Source organism: Collimonas sp. OK607 (assembly GCF_900111995.1).
Lineage (GTDB): Bacteria > Pseudomonadota > Gammaproteobacteria > Burkholderiales > Burkholderiaceae_D > Collimonas.
Genome location: NZ_FOKF01000054.1, coordinates 1 through 25,697 on the forward strand (window position 1 = coordinate 1; position 25,697 = coordinate 25,697).

The window sequence follows — 25,697 nt, forward strand, 5'->3', positions numbered from 1 at the left end:
AGGATGATACGAAGGCCTGCCAGTTTCCGATGGAACGACGCCACCAAATCCGAACTTGGCCAGGTCCAGTTCGTCGACGAACACATCGACGACGCGCACTGGATTCTGTTCGGTGATGTAGTCATCCAAATGCTCGGGGAGCAGCGTTCCTTGCGTGCGATGTTCTCCTTGGATAAAGCGCTTCATCTAGCTACCCCGCCGTTTGATGACATAGCCAAATAACGTCTTGGGATTAATTGCGTTTACACGGATGGCCGAAAAACGGTGAAAATATGATTCCCAAGGACGGCCGCGTTTTTACACACTCTGGGCCGATTGCAGCCAATCGAATCGCTGGTCGATCTAAATTTGACCTGCCACTTCATGTCAGATCAAGTTTGAGTTAATACACCTGATGTCCTCGGGTACGGGCCATCGCACACCTTCTGCAATGGCCCCTGCGACCGCCAGCTTATGCCGTCTGTGCCGTCAATACACGACGCGAGAAGACCCAAGCCACAGCTGCAAATACGATCAGACCCAGCCATTGCGCGGTATTTTCAAACGTGCCGCCAACCAGCGCCAACGGTGAATCGTTGCCGGTAAAGCCGATAACCGCCGCCAGCAGCACGCCCACAAGGCTTTCACCGACGATCAGGCCGGAGGCCAGCAAGACACCGCGCCGGTTCGGACCTTCAGCGAACTGCTCGTATGGCACGCCTTGTTTCTGCGCGCGCTTTTTCAAGATGCGTTCGATGACCCAGGCCAGCAACGTGCCCAGCACCAATGTCGAGGCAACTGTCGGCGGCAGATAAATGCCGATACCGACCGCCAGCACCGGCAAGCGCGCGACACCGCCGCGACGGCGCAATATTTCATCGATCGTGACCAGCATCACGCCCAGTCCAAGGCCGATCAAGATCATGTCCCAGTTCAGCTGATGGGTAAAAATCCCGGTCGCAATGGCGGTCATCAAGGTCGCTTGCGGCGCCGACAAGGCATGCGCCACATCCATCTCCGCGCGTGGCATCGCTCCGGCAAAACCGTAAGCGTTATACAGCAGCTCAAGTACCGGCGGAATCACCACGGCGCCGACCACGCACCCGATTAGCAACGCTACCTGCTGGCGCCAAGGCGTGGCGCCGACCAGCCAGCCGGTTTTCAGATCCTGCAGGTTATCGTTGGAAATTGTCGCTACCGCAATCACTGCCGAGGTAGTAAAGATGGCCAGCGCAATTCCTAACTTATTCCCGCTTTCGGTAGCCAGCAGGCCGTCACCGCTGCCCACCAGCAAAATCAGCAAGGAGATCAACACCACGGCAACAATGCCAACGCCGGAAATCGGGCTGGCGGAAGATCCGATCAGTCCTGCCATGTAACCGCAGGCAGCGGCAATCAGGAAGCCGAAGATAACCGCGAACAAGACACTGTACGCCACCAGGCCCCACACCATGCCGGCGGACAACGGCGCGGCGCTCAGGAAACTGGCAAAGGTCGCCACCAGGATCGCTACCAGAGCCAGTGTGATGGCGATGATCCAGCCCGGCGCCATATCGCGCTCGGTACGTGGGATATTGATGCGGCCATTGCCGCCGCGTAGCGCCTGGAAGGAAGTCTTGACGCCTTCCAGCATCGGCTTGAACAACGTGATCAGCGTCCATACCGCCGCCACGCCGATGGTGCCGGCGCCGATGAAGCGCACGTCTTTGCTCCACAAGCCGGTGGCATATTTGGCCAGCGTCACGCCGTCCGGGATGCTGTGCATCGAAGTCAGCACCGGTACTGCCACGCCCCAAGCAATCAGCAAACCGATCAGCATGGCGATACCGGCCACGATACCGATCAGGTAGCCGGCGCCCAGCAACGCCAGCGAAAATCCGGCAGACAAACGCACAACCGCAGGCCCGGCGGCAAACCACAAATTGATGCCTTCGCCCAGCACCCGGAAACCAGATGAGAACAAGGTCACGATGGCGGCGGTGAAACCACCGGCCATGATGTCGACGATGCCGGTTTCCGCCTTGGCGCCGGCCTTGCCGGTAGCCGCATCGAGCTCAACTTCCGCACTGCCGACCCGCAGGATTTCCGCAGCCGCCACACCTTCCGGATAAGGCAGGTCGCTTTCCACCACCATCGCGTGCCGCAGCGGAATCGTGAACATCACGCCCAGCATGCCGCCGGCCGCGCAAATCGCCAGGGTTTGCCAGTAAGGGAAGCCTTGCCAGTAACCGATCATGACCAGTCCCGGCAGGATAAAGATAATCGAGGACAAGGTACCCGCGGCCGAGGCCTGGGTTTGCACCATATTGTTTTCAAGAATATTGGCGCTCTTGAACATCCGCAGCACTGCCATGGAAATCACGGCGGCCGGAATCGCGGAAGAAAAAGTCAGGCCGACTTTCAAGCCCAGGTACACATTGGATGCTGTGAATACAACCGTTATCAACGCGCCTAGAATGATGCCCCGCACAGTCAGCTCGGGCAGCGAAACATTATCGGGAATGCGCCCAGTTTTATTAAACAAATCGGACATCGAAACTCCATCACCAAAATTACAATTCGCCAATTATCCCCGAAACAGTTGCCCGTCATCAAAGAATTTGACTTGGGTCTACAATGCCAAGGCGCAACTAATCTGATCGAATCATTAGCAATTGGCAGACAACTCACAAAGTTATCAATTAGATTACACTGTCGGGAATTCAGCTATAGCGAATTCGTCCTTCACTAGGTTATCAACCCCAAGTTGGAAAGGTAGAACCCACCATGACAAGCCTGAACATCAACGGCAAGCAGCACGAAATCGACTTACCGGAAGACACTTCGCTGCTGTGGACCTTGCGCGATCACGTCGGCCTGACCGGCACCAAATTCGGTTGCGGCATGGCCCTTTGCGGCGCCTGCACCGTCCATCTGGATGGCGAGCCGATCCGCTCCTGCATTACCCCGATCAGCGCGGCTGTCGGCAAGAAAGTCACCACCATCGAAGCGATGGCTGAAGACAAGGTCGGCCATGCGGTGCAGGAAGCATGGATTGCACTTGGCGTACCGCAATGTGGTTATTGCCAGGCCGGCCAGATCATGTCTGCTACTGCCCTGCTGAAAACCACCGCCAAGCCCACCGACAAGGAAATTGACGATGCCATGAGCGGCAATATCTGCCGTTGCGGCACCTATACCCGTATCCGCGCCGCGATCAAACAAGTCGCCGCGAAAGGAGTCGCCAAATGAGCGCCGCTTTTGATTTTGAAAAAGATAGCGCTAACACCGCCGGCAGCGGCGTTGCATCCGTAACCTCGATGAGCCGCCGCACCTGGCTCAAAGGTTTCGGCGCATTTACCGGCCTGGCGTTGACGGTTGGCGTGAACGGATTGGTGATGGCGGCCGATGCTGCCCCGGCAAAAAAATACGGCGGTGCCGGCATGCCCGGCGGCACCATCAACGATCCGTTGATCTTTGTGTCGATAGGCGCCGACGGCATCGTCACGATCGTTGCCCATCGCTCCGAAATGGGCCAGGGCATCCGCACCAGCCTGCCGCTGGTAGTGGCCGATGAACTCGATGCCGACTGGAGTCGCGTGCGCGTGGTGCAAGCCAATGCCGACGAAAGCCGTTACGGCAACCAGAATACCGATGGCTCGCGCAGCATGCGCCATTTCTTTACCCCTATGCGCCAGGTGGGCGCCACTGCCCGCCTGATGCTGGTTTCGGCCGCCGCTACGCGCTGGAGCGTCCCGGCATCGGAGATCACCACCAAAAACCATGAAGTACTGCACGCCAAGAGCGGCCGCAAGCTGGGCTTCGGCGAGCTGGCAGTCGATGCTGCCAAGTTGCAGGTGCCGCCTGCAGCCCGGGTGCAACTGAAGGATCCAGCGCAGTTCCGCTATATCGGCAAAGACGTATTCAGCAGCGTCGATTTCCGTGATATCGTCACCGGCAATACGCACTATGGCATCGATACCCGTCTCGACGGCATGCTGTATGCAGTAATCGCACGGCCACCGGTGTATGGCGGCAAAGTGGCGAGTTTCGATTCTGCCGCAGCCTTGAAAATCCCGGGCGTGGTGCGTGTGATCGAACTCAAAGGCAGCCCGCCTCCCGCCAAGTTCAATCCGCTGGGCGGCATTGCAGTAATTGCGCGCAACACCTGGGCCGCGATCAAAGGCCGTGAAGCCCTGAAGATCACTTGGGACAATGGCCCGCATGCCGGCTACGATTCAACCGCATTCAAGGCCACCTTGCAGGAAGCCGCACGCAAGCCGGCCAAGGTAGTGCGCAATAACGGCGACACCATGGCGGTGCTGGCGCAAGCTGGCAAACGTATCGAAGCCGAGTACTACATCCCGCATCTGGCGCATGCCACCATGGAATCTCCTGCAGCCACGGCCCGCACCGCCAACGGCAAATGTGAAGTCTGGGCCTGCGTGCAGGATCCGCAAGCCACGCGCGACACGGTAGCAGACCGCCTGGGCTGGAAAACCGACGCCGTGAAAGTCAATGTCACCTTGCTGGGCGGCGGTTTCGGCCGCAAATCCAAGCCCGACTTCGCGGCTGAAGCGGCGCTACTGTCGCAAGCGATGGATGGCGCGCCGGTCAAGGTAACCTGGACTCGCGAAGACGATCTGCGCCACGATTATTTCCACACTGTCTCGCTGGAACACATGGAAGGTACGCTCGATGCCAAAGGCAAGCCTCTAGCCTGGCTGCACCGTAGCGCGGCGCCGACCATCGCTTCCACGTTCGTCGTCGGCGCCAAGGGAGAACAACCCGGTGAACTAGGCATGGGCGCGATCAACATCCCGTTCGTGATTCCGAATATCCGCATCGAAGCGCCGGAAGTCGAAGCGCATACCCGGATCGGCTGGTTCCGTTCGGTCTATAACATCCCGCATGCGTTTGCAGTGCAATCGTTCGTGGCCGAACTGGCAGCGGCTGCCAAGCGCGACCACAAGGAATTCCTGCTGGAACTGATCGGCCCGGCGCGCCAGGTCAATCCGCAAGAGATGTCGGACACTACCAACTACGGCGAATCGCCGGTCTTGTATCCGCTAGATACCGGCCGCATGCGGCAAGTGGTGGAGCTGGCGACCAAGGAAGCCGGCTGGGGCCGCAAGGTGCCCAAGGGCCACGGACTGGGCCTGGCTGTGGCTTACAGCTTCATGTCTTATGTGGCGGCGGTGATTGAAGTGGCGGTAGCCGATGACGGCACGATCAGCATTCCACGAGTCGACATGGCGATCGATTGCGGCCCGCAGATTACGCCGGACCGGATCCGCTCGCAAGTGGAAGGCGCCTGCATCATGGGCCTGAGCCTGGCGCTGACCGGTGAAATCACGTTTAAGAACGGCAGCGCGGAGCAAGGCAACTTCCATGAATACGAAGTGCTGCGTGCCTTCAGCGCTCCACGCGACTTGCGGGTCCACATGGTGCCGCACAAGTACGACATGCCGCTGGGAGGCGTCGGTGAGCCGGGTACGCCACCGATCGCTCCGGCATTGTGTAACGCTATTTTTGCTGCAACCGGCAAGCGTATCCGCAACCTGCCGATCCGGGATCAGCTAAAGAAAAGCTGATCATGCAGGGTGGGCACAAAAGGCGCCCACCCTGCTTCTTTCCCTACCAGTTGTACCTCGCCGTTGCGACCAGCGTCCGCTGGTTGCCGTAGAAGCAGGTATTTTCCGACTGGCAGCCGCTCACGAAGGTGCGGTTGAACAGGTTGGTGGCATTCAGCGCCAGGCGCCAGTTGGGCAAATCGTAGTGGATGCCGGCGTCAAACACCGTGTAGCTCGGCACATACAGTGAATTGTCTGATGCTCCTGCGCTGCCGCTCTGGTAACGGATGCCGGCACCTGCTCCGAAACCTGCGAGCGCCCCGGTGCGCCAGGTCCAGTCGCCCCACAACGAAGCCATCTGGCGCGGCCGAGGGATATCGACCGGCCACTTACCCAGCGAATCGTCGTTTGCCTTGGTGTTCTTCACATCCTGGTACACATAGGCAGCAATGACGGAAAATTCGCGCGAAATATTACCAACCGCACTGAACTCGATACCGCGCGAGCGCACTTCACCAGTCTGCACCGAGAGCGATCCGGTGGGATCAGTCGGGTCGGGCGTTGTCACATTGGTTTGATAGATTTGGTACAACGCCCCGTTCAACGCCAGGTTCTTGCCGTCCGGTTGCCAGCGCACACCGGCTTCGATCTGGCGTCCCTTGCTCGGCGCAGCCAGTCCACCGTCGGCCAGCCTGACGCCGATGATCGGATTGAACGAGGTTGAATAGCTGACATAGGGTGACAAGCCATAATCGCCCAGGTAGACCAGTCCGACACGGCCGGAGAATGCATGGTCGTCCTGCTCGAATTGCGTACCGCCGGCGATATCGTTCTGTTTGGTGTTGCTCCAGTCTTGCCGGCCGCCGACCGTCAGCGTCCAACGCCGCCATTTGATCTGGTCCTGTGCATACAGGCCGAACATGTTCAACGTGGTCTTCGTGTAAGTACGGGGAAAAGCGTCCGGGCCGGTAAGCAGGTCGTTGGTGATCGGGACGTATACCGGGTTGTACATGTTCAGGCTCGGCCCGGTCGCCATCCATTCGCTGTCGGTCGTATGCTGGCTGTTGTACTCGGCGCCGAACAGCGCCGTATGCTCGAACGGGCCAGTGTTGAATTTAGCCTGCGCCTGGTTATCGATGTCAAAGCGGCTGTAGTTGAGCTGGTACAGGCCGGCGTAGCGTAACAGCGATTGCCGGGACGGATCGGCCGGATCGAGGCCGCCGCCGAACACCTGGCCCTGGTCGAGCGAGAGATGCATCAGGCGGGTATTCTGCCGGAAAGTCCAGACCGGATCGAACTTGTGTTCAAACTGGTAACCGGCCGACCATTGCTTCTTGCGATAGTGAGAGAAAGTCGGATCGCCGGTGTACAGGTTCTCGGAAATCTTGCCGTTCGGATTAGGCAGGATGGTGCCTTGCGCCGGCAGGAAATTATTCGAGGCGTCGCCCCGGTCCTGCAAATAGGTCAAGGCTGCAGTCAGCGAAGTGCTTGCGTTCGGCTGCCATTTGATGGATGGCGAAAACGCCACCCGCTGTTCGGCATGCGGCCCCGTAAGTGAATTGCCGTCGCGGCTAACGCCGATGAAGCGATATGACAAGGTTCCATCCGGGTCTATCTTGTCGCCGATATCGACAGAAACCTGTTTTCTTGCGTAATCGCCGATCTGCACCTCCAGTTCGCGAATCCGTTCGCCATTGGCGAGTTTGGTCTGGACGTCGACGATAGCGCCGGGATCGCCCTGCCCGTACAGCACCGATGCCGGGCCGCGCAGCACGCTGATGCTTTCGATCATGTACGGATCGACACGCCAGCTCGCGAGATTCAGCGTGGTTGGCACCTGCAGGCCGTTGACGAACACGTTGGGCGTGAAGCCGCGCAGCACGGAATACCAGTCGGAACGCACTTCCGATCCGTATGACGAAAAGCCGGGAACGTAGCGCAACGCGTCGTTGATGCTGGTTGCACCGGTTTGCTCGATCTGGGCAGCTGTGACGACGTTGATTGTCTGTGGAATCTCGTTGATGGGAGTATCGGTTTTTGTGCCGCTGGCGCTGCGCCTGGCAACCAGGCCGACGGTCCCGCTATCGTTAGTGTCAGCCCCGGCATTCACATTGATTACTGGCAGCGTGCTGTCTGCCTTGACGCCTGTTTCTGACTTGCCATTATTATTCGGCACATCGTTTGCTGGTTGCGCCACCTGTTGTGCGTGTGCGTAACCGACTGCTGTCGCAACAAATAGCAGGCTCACCGCAACGACGACTGCACGCCGACGCGTTGTTATTATCCATTCCATCTTCCACCACTCCCAATTGCAATACGGCTTGGAAACTGCTTAAACCGTTTTTTGTTAGCAAGATCACCAAATGATTCCGAAAAATAAAATAAATGCGAATCATTCTTAATATTATTAACAAATGCCCTTCTGAATTCGAGGGCATTGCTTTATTGGGGGGAGAAAGGGAGTCAGACAGTTTTTTTAAAGCAGGTTTTGGCTAGCCACCAGCACGCCGTCGGCATCGGCATAAATCCATGCGCCCGGTGTGATCGTTACGCCGGCGATGGAGACGCTGATATCGCGCTCCCCTACCCCTCTGCGAACGCTACGCTGCGGATGCAACGCCAGCGCACGCACGCCGATATCGCAGGCGTTCAGTTCGGCCGAGTCGCGTACGCAACCATTCACGACAATGCCGGCCCAACCGTTCTTTTGCGCCAGCACGCCAAGATTGCCGCCAACCAGAGCGCAACGCAAGCTGCCGCCGCCGTCGATCACCAGCACCTGGCCGTTACCTTCTGTTTCCAACGTGCTGCGTACCAGAACATTATCTTCATGCACCTTGAGGGTACGCGCCGGACCGCAGAATGCCTGGTGCTTGCCCAGGGAGATAAACACCGGAGGCAGCACCGCCAAGGCGGCAGTACCAAGCTTGTCTTCGTTGGCGTCGCATAAATCGCAGGTAGAAAAAGTCATTGCATCTCCATCGCAAGGGAGTGAAAAGAAAACTGTAAAAGGAAGCTACAAACCGGAATTACTCGTCCGACGAAAACGTCAGGCCGCCGAATTTCTTGACACTATACATCCGCTTGTCGGCGACCTTCAACAAGGTTTCCAGATCGAGGCCATCGGCCGGATACAGGGCGCCGCCGATGGACGCGCCGATCTGGCAATGCTCGCCGTTACCCATCAGGATCGGTTTGTTCAATACCGCATAGATCTTTTCCGCAATCGCCAGCGCCGATTCTTCGTCGGCCACGCCGGGCAGGTAGACGATAAATTCATCGCCGCCGAAACGCGCCACCTCATCTTCCTTGCGCAACGCGTTTTGCAGGCGCAAGCCGACTTCAATCAGCACCCGGTCGCCTTCGTCATGGCCATAGTGATCGTTGACCTGCTTGAACTTGTCCAGATCGACGAACAGCACGGCAAACCGGAACAGCGACGGATCGACATCGGTACGGCGGCGGAATTCGATTTGCGCGATCAGGGTATCGCGATTGAGCAGACTGGTAAGGCGGTCGGTGCGCAGATGGCGCTCTATTTCCTGGAAGCTCTTTGCCAGTTCGCCAATTTCATCGGTGCGGTCGATATTCAGTTTGGCAAATGGCCGGCCGCTGCCGATGTTGCGTACCGCCAGCGTCAGCTTGCGGATGTCGCGCAGGACCCAGCGCAATATCGCATAGCCGACCAGCAAAGCCAGCAGGATTACCAGCAGCCCCAGATACAAGCTTTTATAGACACTCGCATTGACCGCTCCCCAGAAATCCGAACGCGGCAACGCCACCACCGCCACCCATTCCAGCCCGGCGGCATCGCGATGAATCTGTGCCGCAACTTCGATCTGCCCGTACTGGCTGGGAAATGCGCCAATGATCAACTTGCCCGGCGTCGGCGGGCTGGCAGCCGAGGTATCTACCGGATCGGTCACCGGCGCCACCTCGAGGTGCTTCTGCAAATAGGCTTGCACCAGTTGCCAGCTTTGGCGCATGAAGGGTGAAGCGACATCGTTGAGATTGTTTCTTACAGACAGCCTCTTAGCGCCGTTGCGCGGGGCAAAAGAACCTTCACCATTCGACGATACCAACAGATCACCATCGCGCTCAGCCACAAACGCGACGCCATTCTTATCCATGGATAACGTCTGCAAATATTCGCGTAGCGGCCGTAGCGACAATTCCCGCGCCACCACGCCGAACACTTGCTGGCTGGCGTCAACTACCGGTCGTGCCAGCATCAACACCGGTTCATTACTGGCAGGGTCGATGAACACTGGCGACCAGGTATCTTTTTTCTGGTTGATAGCATTCAAATACCAGGTCTGCTCGCGCGGCTCGTAGTGTTCCGTTTCCAGGAAGGTCATTTCTGTCGCGGGGCCGCGACTGCGGTACATGTGGACCAGGCTCTCGCCGGCGCCTCTCAGCCTGACCCGGAATTCGTTGGCAGCGCTTTGGCGGATGGAGACATAATGGCCGTCCGTACCGGCAAAGCTGATCAAGCCACCCACCACCGGAAACAGGCCGCTGGCAATCCACATACGCTCTTCCAGCCGGCTCACGCTGACCGGGAAGGGGATAGGAGTCGGGGTTTTATTGGCGGCGTCGGCGATCTGATCGGGCGCGACCACTCGCAACGCCGCTCCGGCGTCGAATAATTGCCTGTTGATGACGCTGTTGATGCCTCCCATCATGTCGGCCAGGACCTTCTGCGATAACGCATCGGTAGCTTCCTGACCAGTTTGATAGAGTAGCCAGCCGACTGAAACGGCCAGGCACAACAGTAGTGCTGCAAACGGCAAAATGAATAGGCGTTGCAGTGACGTTCGCTTCAAAATCGCCCCGAAAAAACGCAAGAATTGGCAATGCCTGATCTAGGATAAATCAACAGCATATAAGCAGCATAAGCTTAAAAAAAGGCCACACGGCGTAACCATGCGACCTCTTCCCATAAAGCAACACATTCAAGCCTGTTGCGATTCTACCTGTTTGCGCGGGTAAAATCTGAGCTTACATTGTCGCTTTGAACACAATATCACCATTGTTAACATTTATATGAATCGTGTCCTTTGGCCCGAACTTACCTTCGAGGATCAATTTGGACAATGGATTCTCGATCTGCTGCTGGATCGCTCGTTTCAATGGCCGGGCGCCGTAGACCGGATCGAAACCTGCCTCCGCGATCTTCTGCAGAGCGCCTTCCGAAATATCCATTCCCATATCCATTTTTGCCAGACGCTGTTCGAGAATTTTCAGCTGGATCTTGGCGATCGCGCCGATATTCTTCTCGTCCAAGGCATGGAACACCACGATTTCATCGATACGGTTGATGAATTCAGGGCGGAAATGGTTTCTCACTTCAGCCATCACTTCCTGCTTGACCGCTGCCGGATCCGCACCTTCCATCGCCTGGATCCGATGCGAACCGAGGTTCGAAGTCATCACGATTACCGTATTCTTGAAATCCACGGTACGGCCCTGGCCATCGGTCATGCGGCCATCGTCCAGCACTTGCAGCAGCACGTTGAAGACATCCGGATGGGCTTTTTCGATTTCATCCAGCAAGATCACGCTGTACGGCTTGCGACGCACCAGCTCAGTCAGGTAACCGCCCTCTTCATAACCGACATAACCCGGCGGCGCGCCGATCAGACGAGCTACCGAATGCTTCTCCATGAACTCGCTCATGTCGATGCGGACCAGGGCATCTGTACTGTCAAACAAGAATCCTGCCAGCGCCTTGCACAACTCGGTCTTACCGACGCCGGTGGGACCAAGGAACATGAACGAACCATACGGCCGATCAGGATCGCTCAAACCGGCTCGCGAGCGGCGGATAGCGTCAGACACGGCAACAATCGCCTCATTCTGGCCAACCACGCGTTTGTGCAGCTCATCCTCCATCTTGATGAGTTTATCGCGCTCGCCCTGCAGCATCTTGGCTACCGGAATGCCGGTAATACGTGAGACGATCTCGGCAATTTCATCCGCGCCAACCTGGGTCCGGACCAGCTGCGGCTTACCCTCTGGATCAGGGTGTTCGGCTGCCAGGGCATCCTGTTTGGACTGTGTCTCAAGCGCTTTCTCAAGCTCGTTGAGTTTGCCGTACTTCAGCTCGGAAACCTTTTGCCAGTCGCTCTTGCGTGTCGCTTCGTCAATTTGCAGACGCAATTTTTCGATTTCTTCTTTCAGATGCTTGCTGCCCTGCGCACTGGCTTTTTCCGACTTCCAGATTTCTTCCAGATCGGCATACTCACGCGACAATTTCTCGATTTCCTCTTCGATCAGGGTGAAGCGTTTTTGCGACGCTTCGTCTTTCTCGCGCCGCACCGCTTCACGTTCGATCTTGAGCTGAATCAATCGGCGATCAAGCCTATCCATCACCTCCGGCTTGGAATCGATTTCAATCTTGATCTTGGCAGCAGCTTCATCGATCAGGTCGATAGCCTTATCCGGCAAGAAGCGATCGGTAATGTAACGATGCGACAACTCCGCCGCCGCGACAATCGCCGGATCGGTAATTTCAACGCCATGATGGACTTCGTACTTTTCCTGCAAGCCACGCAAGATGGCGATGGTAGCTTCTACGCTAGGCTCGTCAACCAGGATCTTTTGGAAACGCCGTTCCAGCGCGGCATCTTTTTCGATGTACTTGCGGTATTCGTCCAGTGTGGTGGCGCCAACGCAATGCAGCTCACCGCGCGCCAAGGCTGGCTTCAGCATATTGCCGGCATCCATCGCGCCTTCGGCTTTACCGGCGCCAACCATGGTGTGCAGCTCATCGATGAATACGATGGTCTGGCCTTCATCCTGGGCAATTTCCTTCAACACGGCTTTCAGCCGTTCTTCGAATTCGCCGCGGAATTTGGCTCCGGCCAGCAACGACGCCATGTCCAGCGACAAGACGCGTTTCGATTTCAGGCTGTCAGGGACTTCACCGTTGACGATCCGTTGCGCCAGTCCTTCCACGATCGCGGTCTTGCCAACGCCGGGTTCGCCAATCAGCACCGGATTATTCTTGCTGCGCCGTTGCAAAATCTGGATTGCCCGACGGATTTCATCATCGCGGCCGATCACCGGATCGAGTTTGCCAATGCGGGCCCGTTCGGTCAGGTCGAGTGTGTATTTTTTCAATGCTTCGCGCTGCCCCTCGCCATCCTGCGAAGCGACATTGGCGCCGCCGCGCACGGCGGTAATCGCCGCTTCCAGCGCTTTACGGGTCAGCCCGTTTTCACGCGCCAGACGGCCTGCATCCGATTTATCCTCAAGGAGCGCGAGCAACAGCATCTCGCTGGCAATGAATTCGTCGCCGCGTTTTTGTGCCTCCTTGTCGGCCAGATTCAACAAAGCCGACAGATCGCGACCGATCTGTACTTCGCCGCCGTGGCCGGAGACTTTAGGCAAGCGCTCCAGCGCTGCTTTCAAGCCGGCGCCCAGCGCGGCGACGTTGACGCCTGCGCGTTGCAGCAAAGAGGTGGCGCTGCCGTCATCCTGATTCAATAAAGCGATCAAGGCATGGACCGGCTCAATATACTGATTATCATTGCCGACTGCCTGGCTCTGGCCATCGGCGATTGTTTCTTGCAGCTTTGTGGTTAATTTATCGAAACGCATGGTTCCTCCAAAATATCTAATGGATAGAAAATTGGGACAGGCCGCCGTATTTCAAGCGCCCACGGAGAAACAGCTAAAACCAGATAAATAAGTAGAAAGTAAGTAGAAACTAAGTAGACAAGTAAGCAGATAAGTTAAAAAGTGACAGCGCGATAGGTCGCGAATCCGGCAATACACAAGATAATCGAACCGCAGAGATGCAGGAGCGTATGCCCGAGAAACCAACCATACTCGCCGTGCTGCAACAACACCATCGATTCAGCGGAAAAAGTGGAAAAAGTAGTCAAACCGCCAAGAAATCCGGTAATCACCAGCAGCCGCCATTCGATTGGCAGCAACGGGTGCGCCTCAAAAAAGCCGACCGCCAGCCCTGCCAGGTAGCCGCCCGCCAGATTGACCAGCAAGGTACCCAACGGCAACTGGTTCTGATATGCCCCCAGCAAGGCACTTGCGCCCCAGCGTAGCCAGGCGCCTAGCACGGCACCGACACCCACCGCCAGCCAGCTCACTTTTTACTTTCGCGCATAGGCAGCGGCAGCGTATCCTGTTCGTCCAGCTCCCATTTAGCCAGCGCTTCGTCGTCGGTGCTACGGGCATCGACCCAGCGCGCCCCTTGGTCCGTGTGTTCTTTTTTCCAGAACGGCGCTTCGGTTTTCAGGTAGTCGATAATGTATTCGCAGGCGGCAAAGGCGTCGCCGCGATGGGCCGAACTCACCGCCACCAGCACGATCTGGTCGAGCGGCAACAAGGGACCGATACGATGTATCACCAGCGCATCGAAGATATCCCAGCGCTGTTTGGCCTGGGCGACGATGGCGGCCAGGGCTTTCTCGGTCATGCCGGGATAATGTTCCAGCTCCATCTGGGCGACGCTGCTGCCATCGTTCAAATCGCGCACGGTGCCGAGAAAGCTGACTACGGCGCCGATTTTGGGATTGGATAGCCGCAGTTGCGCAAGCTCGGCGGCGAAATCGAAATCCTCTGTCTGAACACGAATGGGCATACTCAAGACCTCATGGGCAGCAACAAACCAATGTCAGCCGCCGATAGTTAACCACCAGTTACTGGCGGGAAAAATGCTACTTCGCCGCCATCAACCAGGGCGGCATCGGCGCTGACCAGCTCCTGATTGAATGCCATGCGCAAGGCTCTGCCATCCGCCAGCGCCTCAGCCCACACAGGGCCGCGCGCACGTAAAAAAATGCGCAGCTCGCCAACGGTGGCAATCGAAGCCGGCAACTCCAGTGTCTCCTGAGACACATCAAGCGCCTCACGGAGGCTGGCAAAAAAGCGCAGCTGGATTTTCATTACATTCTCTTTTTCGATCAATTACAAGGTTGTTCGTTTTGACGATTACGATTGCGATTACTTTTACTGCAGTAGAGCAGAAAACGGCAAGAATCGCAGCAAGTCGCCCTTGGCAATGGTTTTCCCAGCCGGATTGTCGACCAGACCGTCGCCCCAGACGGCAGATGTCAGCACACCCGAGCCTTGGTGCGGGAATAAATCGAGGCCGCCGCCGGCGTTGATTTTTACGCGCAGGAATTCCTGGCGGCGATCAGCCTTGGGCCAATCGAAATCGGCGCGCATGGAGATCGCCTGCGGCGCCAGCCCGGCTGCCGCCACGCCTTGCTGGTGCAAAATGAAGGGCCGCACAAAGATCAGGAAGGTCACAAAACTGGAAACCGGATTGCCGGGCAAACCGATAAAAAAAGCGGTACCGCCGGCGGCGCGGCGGACTTCGCCGAAAGCCAGCGGCTTGCCTGGTTTCATGGCGATTTGCCACATGTTGAGACGCCCTTCCGCTTCGACCGCCGGCTTGACGTGATCTTCTTCGCCGACCGAGACGCCGCCGGAAGTAAGAATCAGGTCGTGCTCCTGGGCCGCTACGCGCAGGGCCTCGCGGGTCGCTTCACGATTGTCCGGCACGATGCCGTAATCGCTTATTTCACAACCAAGGTTTTCCAGCAGGCCGCGCAATACGAATCGGTTAGAGTTGTAAATGGCGCCCGGCTTCAATGGCTGGCCAGGCATGGTCAGTTCATCGCCGGTGAAAAACATCGCCACCCGTAATTTGCGCACCACCGGCACTGTTTCCAGGCCGACCGATGCCGCCAGGCCGAGATGTTGCGGCCGCAACCGCGTGCCAGCCGGCAAGATCACACTGCCGCTGCGGATATCCTCACCGGCGCGGCGTACCCATTCACCGGAAGCTGGCGCATGTTTGATCACCACTGCATCGCCATCGGCCTCGCACATTTCTTGCATCACAACGGCATCAGCACCCTCAGGGATCATGGCGCCGGTAAAAATCCGGGCAGCAGTGCCGGCCTGCAGCGGCGCGCCGACATGTCCGGCCGGGATCCGTTGCGACACCTGCAGTCTGGCAGCACCGCCGGCGCAATCCGCAGCGCGTACGGCATAACCGTCCATCTGCGTATTGTCTGCCGGCGGCACGTTGAGTTGGGAAGTCTGGGCGCTTGCCAGTATCCGGCCATTGGCGGCCAGCGTCGGCATCTGTTCGATGGCGGCGCTGTCGACCAGCGGGCGCGGCGCGGCCAATAATACGTCGAGGGCCTCGGCAACGGACAACATAGGTGGTTTTTGCATCATCGGATTCTGATCGCCGCCAACTTAGAGTCCGGTATGGCCGGCAATAAACGCCTTGACCTGCGCCACATCGGCCGCCATCACTTCAAAGCGCTGCGGCAGCGCTTCTATGTTTTCAAAGCCGGCTGGTCGCTCGGCATCACGTCCCAGCGCTTCGCGGATGGTCTCGTTGAACTTGGCCGGCAAGGCGGTTTCCAGCACGATCATCGGTACACCCGGGGTCGCGTATTCGCGCGCCACCTTGACGCCATCGGCGGTATGCGTGTCAATCGTGACGCCGTAACGCTGTTCGATATCGCGGATGGTGTCCAACCGGTCTTGATGGGTCGATTTGCCGGACTGGAAGCCGAACTGGCCGATCTTGGCAAACTCGTCGCCATCGCTGCCCGGGCCGCCCGCCAGGTTGAAGCCACCTTCGGTTTCCACCTTATGGAACAAGGCGCGCACGCGTTCACTGTCGCCATCCAGCAAATCGTGGATAAAACGTTCGAAATTCGAGGCTTTGCTGATGTCCATGCTGGGGCTGCTGGTGTGGTACGTCTCGGCCGATTTACGCACCCGGTAGATCCCGGTGCGGAAAAATTCATCCAGCACGTCGTTCTCGTTGGTGGCAGCCACCAGCTTATCGATCGGTAAGCCCATCATGCGGGCGATATGGCCGGCGCAGATATTGCCGAAATTGCCCGAAGGAACCGTGAAGGATACTTTTTGATCATTGCTGGTGGTCGCGGTCAGATAGCCGCGGAAGTAATACACCACTTGTGCCACGACACGCGCCCAGTTGATCGAATTGACGGTACCGATTTTCTGGCTGGCCTTGAATGCATGATCGTTGGATACCGCCTTGACCATATCCTGGCAATCGTCGAATACGCCTTCGACCGCGATGTTGAAGATATTCGGGTCTTGCAGGCTGAACATCTGCGCGGTCTGGAACGCACTCATTTTCTTGTGCGGCGACAGCATGAAGACACGAATGCCCTTTTTGCCGCGCATCGCGTATTCCGCTGCGCTGCCGGTATCGCCGGACGTAGCGCCGAAAATGTTCAGCTTGGCATCGTTCTTGGCGAGGGTGTATTCAAACAGATTACCCAGCAATTGCATCGCCATATCCTTGAAGGCGAGCGTCGGGCCGTTTGATAGCGCCTGCAACAGCAGTTTGCTGCCGTCTTTTTCTTCAAGCAGATGCAAAGGCGTGATCTGGCTGGCATCGTCGCCCGCCCGCGCGTTGCGGTAAACCTCGGCGCTGTAGGTCTTGTGCGCCAGTGCTTTCAAATCGGCTTCAGGCACATCGGTCGCAAATTTCTTCAATACTTCAAACGCCAGGTCGGCGTACGACAAGCTACGCCACAGATCCAGCTCGGCGCCGGTGACTTGCGGATATGTCTCTGGCAGGTACAAACCACCATCCGGAGCCAGGCCGCCTAACAGAATTTCGGAAAAATTTTGGGCGGCTGCGTGGCCGCGAGTCGAAACATAATGCATATTGTGGGTGGCGTTGTGTAAAGTTGCAGGTATGTATTAAGTACGGATTAAGTACGGATAGAGCCAGGATAGAACCGTCTGCTTGCATTATAGCGTCCGTGACCATGCCACTGTCAGCTTTGGATACGTGCAACAGTTCCAGGCCGGGCTTATTTTTGCCTTGCGGTAGGGTGGGCACGTATGCCCACGCGGAATTCACTCGTGGCAGATGCCTGTTTCGGTAACGCGTACGTTTGCACTCCGGCTATCGCGGTCACGCGTGGGCATTCGTGCCCACCCCACTTTCTTTCTGTTTTTACCGTTGTTTATCGGTAATCCGTGAAGAACCTTATTTTTTCTTCTTCCAGTAATCCTCGGTCTCGGCGTAGCACTCGACCGTCAGATCCGAGACTTTCGCTTCCATGTGCGCCTGCGCGTCGGCAATCGCCTGGTTATAAATGCCGGGACCGATCACGCGCAGACAGAAATCGAGCAGCATGCCCGCTTTCAGATCGCCGATCGGCTCTTCCATGTTTTCCTTGAAATAGCGCTGAATCGATCCGATCAGATCCTTCTGCTCGCTTTGCTGTAATTTGATCGCCACCGTGGATTTCCTTGTCGTTTTTGCATTATTCAGGCGGACCGTCAGTGCCTGTGCTTTTTTGAAAACCCATAAATGTACACCATGCCCGGGCAGCCGTTATCAAACCACAGATATGACAGATACAAATCCGCGCTGCAGCTTATTGCCGCGCTGATATAATGTCACCCTTATATTCAAGTATGTTAAATGCTTGATAGATTGCACACTACACAATTGTCATGACACCTCCACTTCTCCCTGCCTCACCGATTGAACCTGTTTCGGCAATGCCGGACGAACATCCCATGTCGGGCAGCCTGTTCATGGTGGTAGCACCTTCCGGCGCCGGCAAATCGACGCTGGTGAATGCCCTGCTGGAACAGGAAAAAGCCATCAAACTGTCGATTTCCTACACTACGCGGCCGCCACGCCCGAGTGAACAGGACGGTCGCGAGTATCATTTCACTACGGTTGAAGACTTCCGCGCGCGCCACAAACAGGGCGAATTCCTGGAATGGGCCGAAGTCCATACCAATTATTACGGCACTTCGCGCCTGGCGATTGCCGAGCAAATGCAATCCGGCACTGACGTCTTGCTGGAAATCGACTGGCAAGGCGCGCAGCAAGTGAAGAAGCAATTTCCGCATGCAGTCGGTATTTTCATCCTGCCGCCATCAATTGCAGCGCTGGAAGATCGCTTGAAAAAGCGCGGCCAGGATGAGCCGCAGGTCATTACTCGGCGGATTCTTGCGGCCGGCGGTGAAATCGCCCACGCCCCCGAGTTTGAATATGTTATTATTAATCAAGAGTTTGCAACTGCTCTGTCGGAATTAACAGCGATCGTCAAAGCTACCCGCTGCCGCTTTTCACAGCAGGCGGTGCGCAACGCGTCTTTGTTTGCCCAATTGGGCATCCACGCCAATTTAAGTTAGTATCGAATCAATACTGGCATCAACACCAAGCAACACCGTTTTCCGGAGAATATATGGCCCGCATCACCATCGAAGATTGTTTGAAACAAATCCCTAACCGTTTTCAGTTGACGTTGTCCGCGACTTATCGCGCGCGCCAGTTATTGCAAGGCCACACTGCAAAAATCGACGCAAAAGACAAACCGACCGTGATTGCACTGCGCGAAATCGCTGCGGGCAAGATCGGCATCGAAATGCTGAAAAAGGTACCTGGCTAACATTAGTAAAACTCATGCGGCTGATAGCTACCCAGTATGAACCTGACCTCACCAGATTCAAGCCTGTCATCAGCCGCAACCACTAAAAAACGGGCGGCCTCCCCCCGCTCAGCCAGAAAACCCGCGAATACTCCTCCCTTGCCAGATCATCCGCCCACGCTCCAACCCGGCGTCGCTTCGATCACGCACCTGGCCAACAAGCTTGCCGAATACCTGACACCAGCCGAGCTGAAGAAAGTCAGAGAAGCGTATCGCTTTTCGGATGAAATGCATCTGGGTCAGATGCGCAAATCCGGCGAACCCTATATTTCACACCCGATTGCCGTCGCTGAAATCTGCGCCGACTGGAAACTTGACGCGCAAGCGATCATGGCTGCCCTGCTGCACGACGTCATGGAAGACCAGGACGTCAAGAAGGATGAGCTGATCGAACGTTTCGGCGCGCCGGTGGCGACGTTGGTGGATGGTTTGTCGAAGTTGGACAAGATCGAATTCCAGAGCCAGATCGAAGCCCAGGCCGAAAATTTCCGCAAGATGCTGCTGGCCATGGCGCGCGACGTGCGCGTGATCCTGGTCAAGCTGGCCGACCGTTTGCACAATATGCGCACGCTGGGCGTGATGGTCCCGGAAAAAAAACGTCGCATCGCCCGTGAGACAATGGAGGTCTACGTCCCGATTGCGCATCGCCTGGGACTGAACAATATCTACCGCGAGTTGCAGGAACTGGCGTTCTCGCATCTGTACCCGCTGCGCCATCGCACCCTGGCCAAAGCAGTCAAGGCGGCGCGCGGCAACCGGCGTGAAGTGGTCAGCAAGATCCTGGAGTCGGTCAGCACCACGCTGGCGGCGACCGGCATCAACGCACAAATAGACGGGCGCGAGAAAAGCCTGTTCGGCATCTACCGCAAGATGCACAACAAGCATCTGTCGTTTTCACAGGTGCTGGATGTGTACGGTTTCCGTATCGTGGTCGACACCTTCGCCAATTGCTACCTCGCGCTCGGCACCCTGCATGCACTGTACAAGCCGATGCCGGGCAAGTTCAAGGATTACATCGCAATCCCCAAGCTGAATGGCTACCAGTCGCTGCATACAACCTTGATCGGCCCGTACGGTACGCCGGTGGAGTTCCAGATTCGCACCCAGGACATGCACCGGGTCGCTGAGTCGGGCGTGGCCGCGCACTGGCTGTACAAGGATGAAGAAGGCAATCTGAGCGATTTGCAGCAGCGCACCCATGCCTGGCTGCAGTCGTTGCTCGACATTCAAAAACAGACCGGCGATTCGGCTGAATTCCTGGAACACGTCAAGGTCGACCTGTTCCCCGATTCGGTTTATGTGTTTACGCCGAAATCGAAAATCATCGCCTTGCCGCGTGGCGCTACCGCCCTCGATTTCGCTTATACCATCCATACCGATGTCGGCGACCAGACCATCGCCGCCAAGATCAATCACGAAGCCGCGCCGCTACGCACAGAATTGCACAACGGCGACATCGTCGAAATCATTACCTCGCCCAGTTCGCGCCCTAGCCCTAACTGGCTCAGTTTCGTGCGTACAGGTAAAGCGCGGTCGGCCATCCGTCATCATCTGCGCACTATCAATCTGAGCGAGTCGGTAGAACTCGGCCAGCGGCTGTTGTCGCAGGCGCTGGCGATGCTCAACCTGAATCCGGTGCTGGCGCCGATCGTGGTCGATCGCCTGCTGAATGAATCCAGCGCCAAGTCGATGGATGAAATCTATGCTGACATCGGCGTCGGCAAACGTATGGCGACCCTGGTGGCGCGTCATATCATGGGCTTGCTCGAAAACGAACCGTTGCAGACGCCGCTGCTGGATATGGAAGGCGTTGCCGCTCCAGCCAAGATGGAACCGGTGGTGATCTATGGCAGCGAAGGTATTTCAGTGCAGCTGTCGCCATGCTGCCAGCCGATTCCGGGCGACCACATCACCGGCCAGCTCAAGCGCGACCAAGGGCTGGTAGTGCACACCGAAGACTGCCATATCGCCAAGCGCCAACGCAACAAGGATCCGGATCGCTGGATTGAAGTGCTGTGGGGTGAAGACCTGAATCGCCGCTTCGATTGCCGCATCAAGGTGCTGGTGCATAACGACAAGGGCATCCTGGCCCGGGTCGCCGCCGAAATCGGCGACTCCGACGCCAACATCATCTACGTCAACATGGATGACGACAAAGACCAGCTGATGACGCAGTTGATTTTCACCATCCAGGTCGAAGACCGGGTGCACCTGGCGAGGTTGATGCGCAACGTTCGCCGCATCCGCGGTGTTACACGGATTCTGCGGGACCGCAACGCGTAATTGCCGGTCTACTCAGTTATTGAAACAAGAGTTTGAATCATGCGTTACTGAAGCGACCGCTTCGGCGGCACTGGCAGCGGCAGGTGGAAAACATCAATACCTTCCTCTGCCAGCTCTTCGCATTGTTCCGCCGATGCAATGCCGCGTATCCCATGCTCAGGGACTTCCTTGTAATGAATCCGGCGCGCTTCTTCGGTAAAACCTGCGCCCACATCTTCCGTATTTTCCATCACATGACGCGCCACTTCCTGCAGACGCTGCTGAAATTGCGCCACTGCCGATGCGCTCAAGCCCGCGTCGCTGCCGGCAGGATTTGATTTGGCCGCGGATAAATTGAGATGCGGGGCTGACGGCAACTTGCCGACCTTCATGCTGTCGCATACCGGGCAAATAATCTGCTGCTCCGCTGATTGCGAAAGAAAATCTTCCTCCGAGGCAAACCAACCCTCAAAGCGATGATTCTGTTCACAGGCTAAGTTGTAGACTTTCATGATCTGCAGCACTTCTTCGACGCGGAAAAGCATGGATCTTACACTAAGCAGCATAGAACTTATTTTCGGCGCCTGCTGATCAAAGCTTGTTGGGCTAAAGCTTACTTGCTGCTTGCAACATCTCGCTGATCCGGCCCGTACTCACCGCCGCCTCGCCGTAAGTAAATGTGCCGTGCTCACGCATCTCTTCAGCTGCACGCAAAAACGCCCCCAATGCCGCCCGCGCCAGTGAGCCGCCGACGCTAATCCGTTTGACGCCGATAGCCGCCAGCTCTTGCAAGCCCAATTGCACGCCTTGCAGTCCCATGACCACGTTCACCGGCTTATCCAGCGAGCTGACCACTGCGGCAATCTCTTCCTTGCTCTTCAAGCCTGGCGCATAGAGTACGTCGGCACCGGCTTCCTGATAGGCCTGGAGCCGCTTGATGGTATCTTTCAAATCGGGCCGGCCAACCAGGTAATTTTCTGCGCGCGCGGTGAGTGTAAAAGGAAAATCCAGTCCACGCACCGCCTCGACGGCGGCCCGTACGCGCTCGGCCGCCAGCTCCAGCGTGTAAATCGGATCGGCGCGATGGCCGCTGGCATCTTCGATAGAACCGCCGACAATGCCGGTAGCCGCAGCAAGCCTGATAGTTTCCGATACCGTCTCCGGTGCCTCGCCAAACCCGTTTTCAAGATCCGCGCTGAGCGGCAGCTCGGTTGCCGCAGCCAGTTCCGTTAAATGCGCCATCATTTGCTCACGGCCGATGCCGCCATCCAATTGCCCGCGTGAAAATGCGAAGCCTGCGCTAGTGCTTGCCAGTGCTTCAAACCCGAGTAAAGCCAGCAATCTGGCGCTGCCGATGTCCCATGGATTTGGAATGATGAAAGCGCCCTCACGTGCGTGAAGTTGCTGGAAAACACGGGCTTTTTCGCTCTGTGATTGCATCAGATATCTCCATCAGAAAATCGTTCTCGAATGCAAACATTACCACCGGCAACTACCTTGCGCTGCGGATTGCCTGTGATGTTCGCAAAATCGCACTGTGTAGCAATTCTTTATTAGCTTACCTATGCTTTGTTTCCTAGAATGGAATCCTGAAAGCACTCGCACGCTTCAAGTTTGAAGTCTCAAATTCAAGTCAATAAATCGGGAGGCGATATGGGAAGGATACTACTCGTATTATTGCTAAGCGGCCTTGCCGCTGGGGCGCCGAACCGAGCCATCGCCGACAATAACCTGGGCCTGGTACACGCCGGAACAGCACCGCTTTTTACACCACCGGCGTTATATGGCGCCGAGCTGCATCCGGCACCGCTGCTCCATCCGCCTTCAGCCGTCACGGCAGCACCCGTTTGGCGCGAACGCAATGAATGGGACAAGCGGCGCACCGAGCAATGGGCTGAAATCGAGTGGCGCCGTCAGCAATGGCGGGAAGCGCACGGGGGCGATCCTATCGTCGTTCCGGTCGACAACAGTGTTGCTGGCAACCGGCCATCATCCAGCAATTTTTGATGCCGGGCAGGCGGGCAGGTCGGTATGTTATTAGCGCTGCTTCAGGCGAGGCGTTCGCGTGGGAGAAAAATAAAAAATCCATGTGCCGGCGTTTGGGCAAAATTCAGCGCGCTAAACGCTGAAAGATTCAAAGGTTCCATCAAAAACACAAAATTCGTTCTTCCCCGCCGCTTTCGCCCGATACATGGCGATGTCGGCCTGCGACATCAGTTGCGATGCTGAAACACCGATGCCGGAGTACAACGCGATACCGATCGAGGTGCTGAGCTGAAATATTTTGCCGCCGATATTGAAAGGTATGCTGAGCGACTCCAGCAATTGCTGAGCCACGACAGTCACCCCGCTGCAGGTGTCGCCAAGATTGTCGCTGAGATCGGTCAGCAGGATCACGAATTCATCGCCACCCAGGCGCGCCACGGTATCAGTGCTTCTTCGTTCGTCCAGCAATCGCGCGGCGACCTGGCGCAAGACGGCGTCGCCGGCCGCGTGTCCATATTGATCGTTGATCGGCTTGAAATCGTCCAGATCGCAAAACAGCAGCGCAAAATGCGAACCCTCGCGCTGGGCCCGCGCCAGCGCCTGCTGCAAACGATCTTCCAACATGGTCCTGTTGTACAGGCCTGTCAGCGCATCGTGATGCGCCATGAATGCCATGCTCGCCTCGCTCGCCATCAGCGCGGCTTCTTTTTCATACAGCCGTTCCACCAGATAGTTAAAACCGAGCACCAGATCTCCCACTTCATCGCGGCGCCTGACTGGCAGCGGCGCCAATGGCCGCTTGCCATCCGCCATTTCGCGCATCGCCTGCGCCGCACTCGTCAGCGGCCGTAACAAGTGCGGCAACACCAGCAGCAATATCGCAATCGTCCCGAACAGTACCGCCAGCGTGTTCTTCAAGAAGAAATTCCGCATGGCTTGAATCGGATGAAATACCTCCGTAGTGGGTATCCGTGCGACGACAAACCATCCCGTGCTAGGCACCGTTGCCATGGAAGACAACTCCTCCACACCTTTAGCGTTAATCGTTATCCCGGTGCCGCGGAAGCCGGCCATGGCGCGATCGTGCAACAGATTCACGCCGGGCTCCGGCGTCGGCTTTAACACCATTGCAGGATCGCTGGAGGCGACGAATAACTTGTCTGCCGGCGAAATCAAAAGAAAACCGCCGCTTGCTCCGAGCCGGTTTTCCTGCAAGCGATCGAGAAAGCCCGGGGTGTTGAGCACCACCACGCCCGCCACCACCGCCACCACCTGCCTGGCGGCGTTGCGTACCGGCGCCGCCATGATCAAGATCGGTTCGCCATTGGCGCGGCCACGCTCAGGCTTGCTCATCACCGGGGCATCGGCATGCAGCGCGGCCTGGAACCAGTCGGTACCAGAGTAGAGCAGATTGCTGCGCCCCGCTATTACCGGATATTCGGCCAGCAGGCCAACGCCATCCGGTCGCATCACCAGTAAACCGCTATTAAACAAGGGATTCAGCCGCTGCCGTTCCTGCAGCCAGGTCGCGAGTTTCTGCGGCTGCTGCAGCAGTTCTGGCGGCAACGCCGTGCTCAGTTCGCCAATCAGGGTGCGCCTCGTTTCGATACTATGATCGATGTCACGCGCGACATAAGAAGCAATGGACAATTGCTGATTTGCAACTTCGTCACGCAGCAGTCCTTGCGCGAACGGCAGCGCAAAGAACACGCGAAGTGAGACACCGGCAACAATAAGCACCACGCCGAGCCCGATAAAGCGGAATTTCATGCTTTGAAATATTCGCATTGGGCAATAATACAGAAAATTGCTAGACGATAGCTCTAAGAAAGGCCCGAGTCAGCTGAAACGAATGGATGGCAGATTCAATCCGGCTCAAAATCGTGGCAAATCTGCCAGCGTGCGTCCCGACACTTCGGACTCGGCAATGCCAATACCTTCAATCCCGTGCTCGTAAATCACCAGCGCGATGCTGGGGCCGCGCACAATTTTTCCATCGACTGAAAATGCGGTGGCAACCTCATCGCCGAAATGCAGCGCGTCAACCACCAGGCTGACATCTTGTTCCGAAGTCTTGTGTTCCCATCCGATAGAACCGTCGTCTTTCGGCTTTGCACGTCCCCAACGTACTTCTTCGACCCGGTCGCCAGCTACGTTAAAACGAACCGCTTCAATCATATGAATGGACATGCATGTCTCCGGGATAGCAAGTTGAATGGATTTTCACATCATGGTACGCGCCATGTTAATCCGCAGCAAGATGCCGCGCAAAATTTTGCCGGCGTCCCGCTTTATTACGACATGTTTACAAAAAAAACGCTATCCAATGGATAGCGTCAGGTTGCTGACGAACCCACCATTTTTTGGTGGGTTTTATTTTTTGTGGTTTGAATTGGGTCGCGCCTCTAAAAAAACAGGCAATCGGCAG

Annotated in this window: 22 protein-coding genes and 1 pseudogene; 7 read left to right on the forward strand and 16 right to left on the reverse strand. The window is 56.9% G+C overall.

The window, feature by feature from the left end:
* Together BM029_RS23225 and BM029_RS23230 are read right to left on the reverse strand one after the other, a co-directional pair.
* Positions 1-186 (reverse strand): annotated as a pseudogene (locus BM029_RS23225) (IS5/IS1182 family transposase); the annotation flags it as partial.
* A 265-nt stretch (positions 187-451) separates the two neighbouring features.
* On the reverse strand, positions 452-2,512 hold the full coding sequence (locus BM029_RS23230; RefSeq protein WP_092440138.1) for an OPT family oligopeptide transporter: 2,061 nt from the start codon (positions 2,510-2,512) through the stop codon (positions 452-454).
* 233 nt (positions 2,513-2,745) lie between these two features.
* On the opposite strand from BM029_RS23230, the gene BM029_RS23235 reads away from it, so the two are divergent.
* Together BM029_RS23235 and BM029_RS23240 are read left to right on the forward strand one after the other, a co-directional pair.
* Positions 2,746-3,210: a (2Fe-2S)-binding protein gene (locus BM029_RS23235; RefSeq protein WP_092440140.1), complete on the forward strand. Its 465-nt coding sequence runs from the start codon at positions 2,746-2,748 to the stop codon at positions 3,208-3,210.
* A 68-nt stretch (positions 3,211-3,278) separates the two neighbouring features.
* Positions 3,279-5,552, forward strand: a complete 2,274-nt coding sequence (locus tag BM029_RS23240) for a xanthine dehydrogenase family protein molybdopterin-binding subunit (RefSeq protein WP_371329158.1) — start codon at positions 3,279-3,281, stop codon at positions 5,550-5,552.
* A gap of 43 nt (positions 5,553-5,595) precedes the next feature.
* On the opposite strand, the gene BM029_RS23245 is transcribed toward BM029_RS23240, so the two are convergent.
* The 10 genes from BM029_RS23245 to BM029_RS23290 form a co-directional block, all read right to left on the reverse strand.
* A complete protein-coding gene (locus BM029_RS23245) occupies positions 5,596-7,824 on the reverse strand; it encodes a TonB-dependent siderophore receptor (RefSeq protein WP_092440143.1) in 2,229 nt (742 codons plus the stop codon).
* A gap of 183 nt (positions 7,825-8,007) precedes the next feature.
* Entirely contained in the window at positions 8,008-8,502 is a 495-nt protein-coding gene (gene rraA / locus BM029_RS23250; RefSeq protein ID WP_092440145.1) for a ribonuclease E activity regulator RraA, read from the reverse strand.
* Between the two features lie 58 nt (positions 8,503-8,560).
* Positions 8,561-10,357 carry a diguanylate cyclase gene (locus tag BM029_RS23255; protein WP_244545190.1) on the reverse strand — a complete coding sequence of 599 codons (1,797 nt, stop codon included), beginning with the start codon at positions 10,355-10,357 and terminating at the stop codon, positions 8,561-8,563.
* 175 nt (positions 10,358-10,532) lie between these two features.
* On the reverse strand, positions 10,533-13,136 hold the full coding sequence (gene clpB, locus BM029_RS23260; protein WP_092440149.1) for an ATP-dependent chaperone ClpB: 2,604 nt from the start codon (positions 13,134-13,136) through the stop codon (positions 10,533-10,535).
* A 134-nt stretch (positions 13,137-13,270) separates the two neighbouring features.
* Positions 13,271-13,645, reverse strand: a complete 375-nt coding sequence (crcB, locus tag BM029_RS23265; RefSeq protein ID WP_092440151.1) for a fluoride efflux transporter CrcB — start codon at positions 13,643-13,645, stop codon at positions 13,271-13,273.
* Positions 13,642-14,139, reverse strand: coding sequence for a molybdenum cofactor biosynthesis protein MoaE (locus BM029_RS23270; RefSeq protein ID WP_092440153.1), 498 nt, complete (start codon positions 14,137-14,139; stop codon positions 13,642-13,644). The genes crcB and BM029_RS23270 overlap by 4 nt, the downstream gene beginning before the upstream one ends.
* Before the next feature lie 47 nt (positions 14,140-14,186).
* Positions 14,187-14,444 (reverse strand): molybdopterin converting factor subunit 1, encoded by a 258-nt coding sequence (moaD, locus tag BM029_RS23275; RefSeq protein WP_092440155.1) that lies wholly within the window; start codon positions 14,442-14,444, stop codon positions 14,187-14,189.
* Positions 14,445-14,507: 63 nt separating this feature from the next.
* Positions 14,508-15,749: a molybdopterin molybdotransferase MoeA gene (glp, locus tag BM029_RS23280; RefSeq protein ID WP_244545191.1), complete on the reverse strand. Its 1,242-nt coding sequence runs from the start codon at positions 15,747-15,749 to the stop codon at positions 14,508-14,510.
* A 21-nt stretch (positions 15,750-15,770) separates the two neighbouring features.
* On the reverse strand, positions 15,771-17,231 hold the full coding sequence (gene thrC, locus BM029_RS23285; RefSeq protein ID WP_092440157.1) for a threonine synthase: 1,461 nt from the start codon (positions 17,229-17,231) through the stop codon (positions 15,771-15,773).
* A 328-nt stretch (positions 17,232-17,559) separates the two neighbouring features.
* Positions 17,560-17,814, reverse strand: coding sequence for a DUF2164 domain-containing protein (locus tag BM029_RS23290; RefSeq protein WP_092440159.1), 255 nt, complete (start codon positions 17,812-17,814; stop codon positions 17,560-17,562).
* A gap of 266 nt (positions 17,815-18,080) precedes the next feature.
* Here BM029_RS23290 and gmk point away from each other — a divergent pair, with 266 nt between their 5' ends.
* Genes gmk through BM029_RS23305 form a run of 3 tightly spaced genes read left to right on the forward strand, consistent with a single transcriptional unit; the run spans position 18,081 to position 21,304 of the window.
* Complete coding sequence (gene gmk, locus BM029_RS23295) at positions 18,081-18,725, forward strand: guanylate kinase (RefSeq protein WP_092440160.1); 645 nt, start codon at positions 18,081-18,083, stop codon at positions 18,723-18,725.
* Positions 18,726-18,778: 53 nt separating this feature from the next.
* Positions 18,779-18,982, forward strand: a complete 204-nt coding sequence (rpoZ, locus tag BM029_RS23300) for a DNA-directed RNA polymerase subunit omega (protein WP_092351791.1) — start codon at positions 18,779-18,781, stop codon at positions 18,980-18,982.
* A gap of 36 nt (positions 18,983-19,018) precedes the next feature.
* Positions 19,019-21,304 (forward strand): RelA/SpoT family protein, encoded by a 2,286-nt coding sequence (locus tag BM029_RS23305; RefSeq protein WP_092440162.1) that lies wholly within the window; start codon positions 19,019-19,021, stop codon positions 21,302-21,304.
* 44 nt (positions 21,305-21,348) lie between these two features.
* Here BM029_RS23305 and BM029_RS23310 read toward each other — a convergent pair whose 3' ends face one another.
* Positions 21,349-21,828: a DUF1178 family protein gene (locus BM029_RS23310; protein ID WP_244545192.1), complete on the reverse strand. Its 480-nt coding sequence runs from the start codon at positions 21,826-21,828 to the stop codon at positions 21,349-21,351.
* Positions 21,829-21,889: 61 nt separating this feature from the next.
* Positions 21,890-22,723, reverse strand: a complete 834-nt coding sequence (locus BM029_RS23315; protein WP_092440166.1) for an isocitrate lyase/PEP mutase family protein — start codon at positions 22,721-22,723, stop codon at positions 21,890-21,892.
* 213 nt (positions 22,724-22,936) lie between these two features.
* On the opposite strand from BM029_RS23315, the gene BM029_RS23320 reads away from it, so the two are divergent.
* Positions 22,937-23,290 carry a hypothetical protein gene (locus BM029_RS23320; RefSeq protein WP_139217328.1) on the forward strand — a complete coding sequence of 118 codons (354 nt, stop codon included), beginning with the start codon at positions 22,937-22,939 and terminating at the stop codon, positions 23,288-23,290.
* A gap of 111 nt (positions 23,291-23,401) precedes the next feature.
* Here the strand turns inward: BM029_RS23320 and BM029_RS23325 are convergent, their stop codons facing one another.
* Both BM029_RS23325 and BM029_RS23330 read right to left on the reverse strand, forming a co-directional pair.
* Complete coding sequence (locus BM029_RS23325) at positions 23,402-25,039, reverse strand: diguanylate cyclase domain-containing protein (RefSeq protein WP_170851200.1); 1,638 nt, start codon at positions 25,037-25,039, stop codon at positions 23,402-23,404.
* A 105-nt stretch (positions 25,040-25,144) separates the two neighbouring features.
* Entirely contained in the window at positions 25,145-25,459 is a 315-nt protein-coding gene (locus tag BM029_RS23330) for a hypothetical protein (RefSeq protein WP_244545193.1), read from the reverse strand.
* Positions 25,460-25,484: 25 nt separating this feature from the next.
* Here BM029_RS23330 and BM029_RS26160 point away from each other — a divergent pair.
* On the forward strand, positions 25,485-25,697 hold a 213-nt coding region (locus tag BM029_RS26160; RefSeq protein ID WP_211482528.1), incomplete at its 3' end, for a hypothetical protein.

What these genes read in the sequence shown, in the direction of transcription:
- rpoZ (WP_092351791.1), top strand. Translation starts at nt 18,779, where the DNA reads ATGGCCCGCATCACCATCGAAGATTGTTTGAAACAAATCCCTAACCGT.
- thrC (WP_092440157.1), bottom strand. Translation starts at nt 17,231, where the DNA reads ATGCATTATGTTTCGACTCGCGGCCACGCAGCCGCCCAAAATTTTTCC.
- BM029_RS23325 (WP_170851200.1), bottom strand. Translation starts at nt 25,039, where the DNA reads ATGAAATTCCGCTTTATCGGGCTCGGCGTGGTGCTTATTGTTGCCGGT.
- BM029_RS23330 (WP_244545193.1), bottom strand. Translation starts at nt 25,459, where the DNA reads ATGTCCATTCATATGATTGAAGCGGTTCGTTTTAACGTAGCTGGCGAC.
- BM029_RS23235 (WP_092440140.1), top strand. Translation starts at nt 2,746, where the DNA reads ATGACAAGCCTGAACATCAACGGCAAGCAGCACGAAATCGACTTACCG.
- glp (WP_244545191.1), bottom strand. Translation starts at nt 15,749, where the DNA reads ATGATGCAAAAACCACCTATGTTGTCCGTTGCCGAGGCCCTCGACGTA.
- rraA (WP_092440145.1), bottom strand. Translation starts at nt 8,502, where the DNA reads ATGACTTTTTCTACCTGCGATTTATGCGACGCCAACGAAGACAAGCTT.
- moaD (WP_092440155.1), bottom strand. Translation starts at nt 14,444, where the DNA reads ATGAAAATCCAGCTGCGCTTTTTTGCCAGCCTCCGTGAGGCGCTTGAT.
- BM029_RS23310 (WP_244545192.1), bottom strand. Translation starts at nt 21,828, where the DNA reads ATGCTTTTCCGCGTCGAAGAAGTGCTGCAGATCATGAAAGTCTACAAC.
- BM029_RS23230 (WP_092440138.1), bottom strand. Translation starts at nt 2,512, where the DNA reads ATGTCCGATTTGTTTAATAAAACTGGGCGCATTCCCGATAATGTTTCG.
- gmk (WP_092440160.1), top strand. Translation starts at nt 18,081, where the DNA reads ATGCCGGACGAACATCCCATGTCGGGCAGCCTGTTCATGGTGGTAGCA.
- BM029_RS23315 (WP_092440166.1), bottom strand. Translation starts at nt 22,723, where the DNA reads ATGCAATCACAGAGCGAAAAAGCCCGTGTTTTCCAGCAACTTCACGCA.
- BM029_RS23270 (WP_092440153.1), bottom strand. Translation starts at nt 14,139, where the DNA reads ATGCCCATTCGTGTTCAGACAGAGGATTTCGATTTCGCCGCCGAGCTT.
- BM029_RS23320 (WP_139217328.1), top strand. Translation starts at nt 22,937, where the DNA reads ATGGGAAGGATACTACTCGTATTATTGCTAAGCGGCCTTGCCGCTGGG.
- clpB (WP_092440149.1), bottom strand. Translation starts at nt 13,136, where the DNA reads ATGCGTTTCGATAAATTAACCACAAAGCTGCAAGAAACAATCGCCGAT.
- BM029_RS23245 (WP_092440143.1), bottom strand. Translation starts at nt 7,824, where the DNA reads ATGGAATGGATAATAACAACGCGTCGGCGTGCAGTCGTCGTTGCGGTG.
- BM029_RS23240 (WP_371329158.1), top strand. Translation starts at nt 3,279, where the DNA reads ATGAGCCGCCGCACCTGGCTCAAAGGTTTCGGCGCATTTACCGGCCTG.
- BM029_RS23305 (WP_092440162.1), top strand. Translation starts at nt 19,019, where the DNA reads ATGAACCTGACCTCACCAGATTCAAGCCTGTCATCAGCCGCAACCACT.